Genomic DNA, 255 nt, shown 5'->3' with positions numbered 1-255 from the left:
GTTCCAGGTGAAGGTCGCTCCCGAACAAATCGTTTGATTCGTTACTATATCTGCAGGTTTTGGCGTTACAGTCAAGTTCAATACTTGATCTGCCGTACAACCGTCTGCTCCTGGGAATCTTGTTCCTATCTGATTCGTTGTATAATCCGTACCGTTCCAGGTGAAGGTCGCTCCCGAACAAATGGTTTGATTCGTTACTATATCTACAGGTTTTGGCGTTACAGTCAAGTTCAACACTTGATCTGCCGTACAACC

The 255-nt window shown here is 45.1% G+C and carries 1 protein-coding gene; it reads right to left on the bottom strand.

Annotated features, from left to right (window positions below):
• Positions 1–255 (bottom strand): hypothetical protein (locus tag B0E44_RS18660; protein ID WP_165688739.1); only part of this gene is annotated, 255 nt, incomplete at both ends.

The organism is Flavobacterium sp. A45, assembly GCF_002001005.1.
GTDB lineage: Bacteria > Bacteroidota > Bacteroidia > Flavobacteriales > Flavobacteriaceae > Flavobacterium.
This window is presented reverse-complemented; position numbering and strand designations above follow the sequence as displayed.